Origin of the sequence: Pseudoduganella buxea, assembly GCF_009720835.1 — a bacterium.
GTDB classification, from domain to species: Bacteria; Pseudomonadota; Gammaproteobacteria; order Burkholderiales; family Burkholderiaceae_D; genus Rugamonas; species Rugamonas buxea.
On the sequence record NZ_WNKZ01000160.1, the window covers coordinates 1 to 6472 of the forward strand.

Consider the following 6472-nt stretch of genomic DNA (forward strand, 5'->3'; position numbering starts at 1 on the left):
GAGGCAGCGGCAGCACCTTGTCCAGCCGGGTCAGTTTCAGGTCGGGGTTGAGGTCGAGTGCCTGGTAGATCTGGTGATACCGGTTTTCACGCTCCGGATCGGGCAGGATTTCGAGTCCTTTGAGCGCCGCCTGCTCTTGTTTGTCACGCAAACTCCACTCTTTACTGTCGAAAAAAAACATCAAAGATACTGCAGCTTCTTTGCTGCCGAACCGCGTCCCCGCCTGATAATATTCCAGCGCTGCCCTAAAATCCTTTCGAAGTTTTGCTGACATTCCCAGGTCGTAGGCGGCAGGGCCATGGCCTTGAGCGTACGCGCACATCACCATCACTTCCTCGGCATCGCGGCGTTCGGCCTTCAGGTATGCGCTTGCCAGTGCCATCTGCGCTTCCGGACTGCCGAGCTCCGCCGCCTTCCGGTAATAGGCCCATGCAATCTGTTCATCCTGCGCAGCACCGCCGTAGCCATGCTCGTGCGCGACGCCGAGATCGTAGTAGCCCCAGGCTTGGCCGGCGGCGACGGCCGAGCGCAGGATTTCCACCAGCTTGTCCGCATCCGGATCGAGCACGTGGTTCTTCTCGAGGGGGCCGAGGCCGTTGCGATAGAAGTAGGCCATCAATGCACGTGCTCCCCAGTCGCCCTGGTTCGCGGCGGCCTGTACGTCGTGCAGGATGCCGAGCGCTTCCTGCCGCGTCAGCTGCCACGCGATCTTGCTGCGCCACAGCTTGCGGGCATTGATGTAGAGCCGGTAGGCGGCAGGATCGCGCGTCTTCGGCATCGTGTCCTTCCAGCGTCCGCAGGTCGGAATCGGGCCTTTGACATCGAACGCCTGCAAGCCAGCGGGGATCGTGTGCATTTTCAAGTACTCCAGATATTGTTGTAGAAAATAGGCACCTGCTGCGATTGCAATCGAGGTGCCAGCGATCAAGAGCCAGCGAGGTATCGGGCGTCTCATGTCAGATCACCGGCGGGCCGGGTTGCCTATCGACGTGGAAGGTGGCGATCTGGCCTTTCAGGGGACCGGCATTCGCCATCGCATTGGCATTCTCCCGCATCAGCTCCAGCCACTTATTGAAGGTTGTTTCCATATCCCCAAACTGCGCCGGCCCCTCGGCACCCGTGCACTGCTTGAACAGCTTTTTGCGCAAGTCAAACGCCACGTCCTTGGCCTGGCTCAGCAAATTGAGCTCGCTGTCCAAGGCCATGCTGCGCACGTTCAGGTTGGCCGAGCCGACCGTGAAGGCAGCATCATCGACAATCGCCACCTTCGCGTGGATATAGGTCTCTTCGTAATCCCTCGGGGATTTCGGCGCCTCGGCACCGCTCCACATCGAGGCCATCAGAGCCTTGATACCGCGTTTCTCGAGCTCCGCCGCCGTAATCGGCGCCTTTGCCTTGCCCCGCTTGGCGCGCTTCAGCGCTTCCTCATGCTCCACCTTCATGGTCTCGCTTCTTCCCAGCTGCAGGGCAACGTCATAGGTCGCCAGGTCCATGCCGTCGGTTTCGGGTGTGGAGGTCAGGATGAACACGTAGATCGGCTTGGTGTAGCCCGCGCTGCGCAACTTCTCCACGCACGCCGTCAGGTAAGTTGCCCACTCCTCGTACTGGATATACTGGTTCTGGATGAAGATGTAGTGATGCGTGAGCCGGGTCAGGTTGGCGTAGCATTCCTTGATCGACTTCTCCTGGTACGCCGGGTACGTGCGCAACAACTGCGCGCTGTGGTGGCAGTCCTTCAGGGCAAAATCGGCAGCCTTGAAGCGACTCCTGTCCTGCACGAGAGGATGCACTTTCACCGGCTGTTCAGTCGCGGCCTTGGCCGCAGCCGCCTTGACCGCCAAGCCTGCCGGCGTCATCCAGATCGCATTCATCAAGGACGACGTGGCCTGTTCGGACTCGGCCCAGCCCGTGCAGAAATTGTGGTTCATGTCATACAGGATGGCGCCGCGCACGCGCAGCGACACGTCCTGGTACGGTTTCGCGGTGAACCCGTATTGCTTGATGAATTCCATCAGGCGCTGAGCCTTTCGCCGCGACGGTTGGTCAGCTTGTCCCATCATCGATCGCATTTGCCGCTCGTACCAGTCCTGCGCTTCATCCGCGGCAGCCGCGAGCTTGCTGTCCCACTCAGCCGGATTCTTCTTGTACAGCGTTTCGCGGCGCCGGTCCTGGAAACGATGATCGACGGTGTCCCAGAAGTCGGTCGTCGAGTTATGCCCCATCACGTAGCCGATGGCACGCGCCGGCGTTTCGTAATCGATCAGGATCATCTTCTGGTGATGGGTGGGATAGATGGAGCCGGCCCGGCCGTCGATTGGACTGATCTTGTACTTCTCGCCGGCCAGCGCCGAGTCCCGAAACTTCAGGGCGACTTCACGGGTATGCAGCACGATTTTCGGCACCTTGTTCGCGAAGATTTCATCGAACCATTCCCGGTTATACCGGTCATGCGTTTCGCCGTAGTAGCCTGCGTAGGCGCCGATGGTGGGGACACGGGTTCCGTACAGGCCAGGATTATTTTTCTGGATAGCGTACGAGGCCGCATTGTCGTGCCACAGCAGCAAGCGCACCGTGACCGGATTCTCCTTGCGGGTCGCGATCTGCTTGAGCAGGTCGCCGTAGCGTATGCCGTCTTCGGCCGAGCCACCACGGACGAGCACCATGCCCGGGTCGAATCCCCAGGTAATGATGTCCACGCTGCGCCGCGCTGCGAGGAGGTCGATGTGGATGCGCTTGAACACTTCCTCGCCGCAGACGAGGGGCACGATCTGGCAGTGGTGCCGCGCCAGGTAGGTCTTGTGCTTCCTCGTCCTCACCCACCATGGCAAGGACAGGCATTCGTAAGGACCTACCGCCTGGTTGTAGCAAAGCTCCTGTGTGTAAAGTCCTTCGTTTTCTGCCATGCCCATTCGCTTCCCCTTGTTGGATGACCGCTATCGGCGGCTGGAACTCATGCTTGCTCGCTGGACCAGGGACTGGCGTCGATCCGGTCCTGGTTCAGCGAATGTTCGTCGTCCGTCAGGGCGCCGCCCGGATTCTCGTAGCCGTGGTATCCCAGGCCCGCATTCTGTTCGTGCTGTTCTTCGTAGGCACTGGCAGCGATAGCGAAAGACTGCCCGGTTGGAAGCTCGACCTTGTACTTCGCGGCGGCATCGAGCTCGTGCGCGAACTGGATATTTCCCTTGTCGTCGATGTGGCCCTGCTCGACCATTGCCCCGTCCTTGAACAGTTTGAAGGGCAAGCCGGCACTGGCGCGCCCTGCGGTCTCGGCGTGGCTGCCGACGTGCAACGCGGCGCGGCCCTTGCTCAGTACGTCGGCCACGGCCGGCATGTTGATAGCCATCTCGGCGTTCTTTGCACTGGTCAGGTTGTGGTGCTTCGCGTGCGCGATGAAGTTGCCGTTGGTACCGTGTTCGATCACGCCGGCGGCAAACTTCACGTAACTGCCACCACCGTTGATGACGACCTCCTCCTTCGCACTGATCGTGATCCGGTTGGCCGTGTGCGTGATTTCCAGCTTCGCCAACAGCTTGATGTTGTCCGACAGCGCCTGCAGGTCGATGTCGCCAGCGGCGGCCACCATCTTCATGCCGGCCTTCTGGACGAACAGCCGTAAGGACTGGCGGACGCTGGCAAAGAAATGCGTTCCCACCGCCAGAGAAAAGCTTTTACCTGTCGTAAGCGCCGTGTGGCGGTCGCTGGAAACGTGGGTGTCGCCGGTGGTCGTGGTGGCGATACCGGCGGCACTTGCGAGCACCAGGTGCGGCTTGGCCAGTTCGGGAAAACCGCCCGGTTTCGAATCTTGCCCCTGGATCACGTCGTTTTGTGATTGCAGCAGGGATGCCACGGCATCCTGATTGTCGGCAGCTTCCTGTGCACCGTTTCTCTGTGCGATTTCCGCCAGCAGTTGATGCTGCTCGGCAGCCAGGGCAAGCCGTCTCGTCGTTTCGTCCATGTCCTTGATGGGCCCGCGTGCGGCCTGCCGCGCTTCCGTTGTGATCAGCAGCCCCTTGGCCGCGCGTGCCACGCCGTGCCCGTCGGTACGCAGCTCCCAGCCTTCACCGCGTGCGTCCTTGCGCCCGCTGGTGTCCTCGATGCGCGTGATGTGGCCAAGCGACAGCTGGCTGCACTGGTGATCGCTTTTCAGCTGCGCCTGGATCTGGTCTTTCGTGTCGTCGAGGACAAGGTGATTGCCGCGAAAGCCGCCTCCCAGTTCCCGGCTGCGCAGGCCCGCAAGCGATTGCTGCTCCGGCAGCGCCCACGGCGGCATGTGCATATGGTTGTAGAGCGCACCGAGCACGAGCGGATGGTCGATATTGCCGTTGGGGTAGACGACGGCCACCTCTTCGCCGACTCGTGGCAAGCGGATCTGTCCGAACTCACTGCCGGCTGCCGGTGTCATGACGCGAATCCAGGGCGAGCTCTTTTCATCAAAATTGCCCAGCCGGTCCCAATTGAAACTGCAGCTTGACTCTTCCGTAGCCATCCGTATGGATATCGGCGCCTGCCGGGCCGACGACAATTGCGGTATGCAGACCCGTATAGAGAACTGGCTCGCTGTTGTAATTGCGGCCGGGGCGCCAGCGGAGGTCCTCGCGGATACACGTAAAGCGGTTCTTATAGTGGGAGAGGGCGCCTGAACCGGCCTGATAATTATTCGATATTTCATGGTCGACGCACAGGATCAGGTAGCGGCGGTCCTCGATACTGCCGTACAGCTCACCGTCGTACTGTCGTGCGCGCATTGCGGCGCTGAAGTGGCGGCCGAGCTTGAACGTTCGGCCAGGCAGCACGCACCGTCCATTGCCCGTCGCCTCGAAGTACTGCGTGTCCTTGTCCGCCTCGTCCATGCGCCGGGCCGCCAGTTGTTCGCCGTCGCCATGCATGCGGAAACCATAGGCGCCGGTGTCTTCGTAGACTTCATAAGGAAAGAAATCGCCTTGCCGGTTGACGGAAGGCGCTTCGACTCTTTGCACCCTGGGATTCTTGTAATCGAACGATGCCAATGTCGTCTTGCCCGAACCGATGCGCCGAATGGCGGACCAGGCGTGAATGCCGTCGTCCTCGCGTGAGCCGCCCTGGTCGTGGAACGGGATTACGTATGCTTCCTCGTCGATCGGCTTGGACAGGGTGCTGTTATCCGAGATCATCAGCGTATGGCCGTCGGATCTGTGTTCGTACCAGTAGTGCAGGCCCAGCGCTTCCCAGCGCCGGTGCAGGTGGTTGTAGTCGGTTTCGTTGTACTGGTTGGCGACAGTCAGCCTTGACTCGTCGATTTGAACCATCTGCCAGTCGGCCTGCTGATAGTGCTGCAGGGTTTCCGCTGTGATTTCGAGCACGTTTTTATTGTGGAACGACCTGCTGTCCTTGCGCAGGCGGGTGAATGCGAGCCACGGTTCGAGCACCATCTGATAAAAGGCGAAGCCGCCATCGCTGCGCAGGAAGCGGAATTCGGTGATATAGCCGTTGAAGTAGCGCAGGCTTCCGTCTTGCAGGACCAGGGAAATCGTTACCATCCGCCCCATCAGCGTCTTGAGCGGGATGCGCGGGTCGTCCGACAGCACCTCGATATCGAAGCGGAAACTGCGCGACACTTCCTCATGGGCGAGAAGTTTGTTGGGCAGAAGGATTGCCGGGGGTGCATCGTTCAACGGGAAGTCGAGCCGCATGAGCCGCTTGTGTTGAGAGGCGCCGCTGAACGCCGACTGCGCGGCGCCGGCCGCGATTCCCAAGCTTCCGCTCATTGATAGTCTCCGATAGGCGCTCGGCACGGCCGCAGCTTCAGTGAAAATACTTTGAGTGGCTACAGTACCCCGGCGTCCATGATGAGATATTGCCTCAAGTCAATAATTTCCTGCTTCCTCGGTGTGTTGTTCAATGACCGTTCGACTGGCTTTCAGCGGAGCCAGGCAATATGGTTTGTTAAGGTCACGATAGCCGACCGGTCGCGTCTTCGGCTAGCTGGCGAACCGCGCGTGAACGTGTTCACTAGCGCCCCGCCTGCAGCAGGTCCAGCTTCTCGCGCAAGGTGGCGGCCGACAGTTCGCCCACGTGGCGCAGCCGCAGCCGTCCTTTTGCGTCATAGAACAGCGTGGTCGGATAACCGAACGAGTCGGTGCGGGTGCCGAGCTGCCGGGCCGGGTCGAGCAGCACATTGTCCAGCTGGCCGTGGGTGGCCAGGAACGGCGCCACGACGTTGGCCGGTTCGCCCTGGTTGACGAAGACGAAGCCGATGTCCGGGTGCGCCCGCTGGGCCGCCTGCAGCACCGGCATCTCGCGTCGGCAGGGCGGGCACCACGTGGCCCACAGGTTGATGACGAGGGGCCGGCCGACGAAGCTGCGCAGGGCCACGGGCGAGGCATCCATGCGGCGCACTTCCACGGCCGGCAGCGGGGCGCCCGCGGGCGTCAGCGCCTGGTTCAGGGCGGTGCCGCCGAACCACAGGGCGCAGCCGGCCACCGTTGCCGCCAGC

5 protein-coding genes are annotated in these 6472 nt (G+C 61.3%); all 5 read right to left on the reverse strand.

The features are described 5' to 3' along the window. Nucleotides 1–955 (reverse strand): tetratricopeptide repeat protein (locus GM672_RS26810; protein WP_155473566.1); only part of this gene is annotated, 955 nt, incomplete at its 3' end. A gap of 1 nt (nt 956) precedes the next feature. Further along, nucleotides 957–2909 carry a phospholipase D-like domain-containing protein gene (locus tag GM672_RS26815; RefSeq protein WP_229417971.1) on the reverse strand — a complete coding sequence of 651 codons (1953 nt, stop codon included), beginning with the start codon at nt 2907–2909 and terminating at the stop codon, nt 957–959. Between the two features lie 41 nt (nt 2910–2950). After that, nucleotides 2951–4402, reverse strand: coding sequence for a DUF2345 domain-containing protein (locus tag GM672_RS29425; RefSeq protein WP_229417972.1), 1452 nt, complete (start codon nt 4400–4402; stop codon nt 2951–2953). A gap of 28 nt (nt 4403–4430) precedes the next feature. Continuing rightward, nucleotides 4431–5744, reverse strand: coding sequence for a type VI secretion system Vgr family protein (locus tag GM672_RS29430; protein WP_229417973.1), 1314 nt, complete (start codon nt 5742–5744; stop codon nt 4431–4433). A gap of 244 nt (nt 5745–5988) precedes the next feature. Further along, the coding region (locus GM672_RS26825) for a TlpA family protein disulfide reductase (RefSeq protein ID WP_155473567.1) at nt 5989–6472 on the reverse strand (484 nt) is incomplete at its 5' end.

Coding starts and splice junctions, on each gene's coding strand:
- GM672_RS29430 (WP_229417973.1), bottom strand. CDS start 5,744: ATGAGCGGAAGCTTGGGAATCGCGGCCGGCGCCGCGCAGTCGGCGTTC.
- GM672_RS26815 (WP_229417971.1), bottom strand. CDS start 2,909: ATGGGCATGGCAGAAAACGAAGGACTTTACACACAGGAGCTTTGCTAC.
- GM672_RS29425 (WP_229417972.1), bottom strand. CDS start 4,402: ATGACACCGGCAGCCGGCAGTGAGTTCGGACAGATCCGCTTGCCACGA.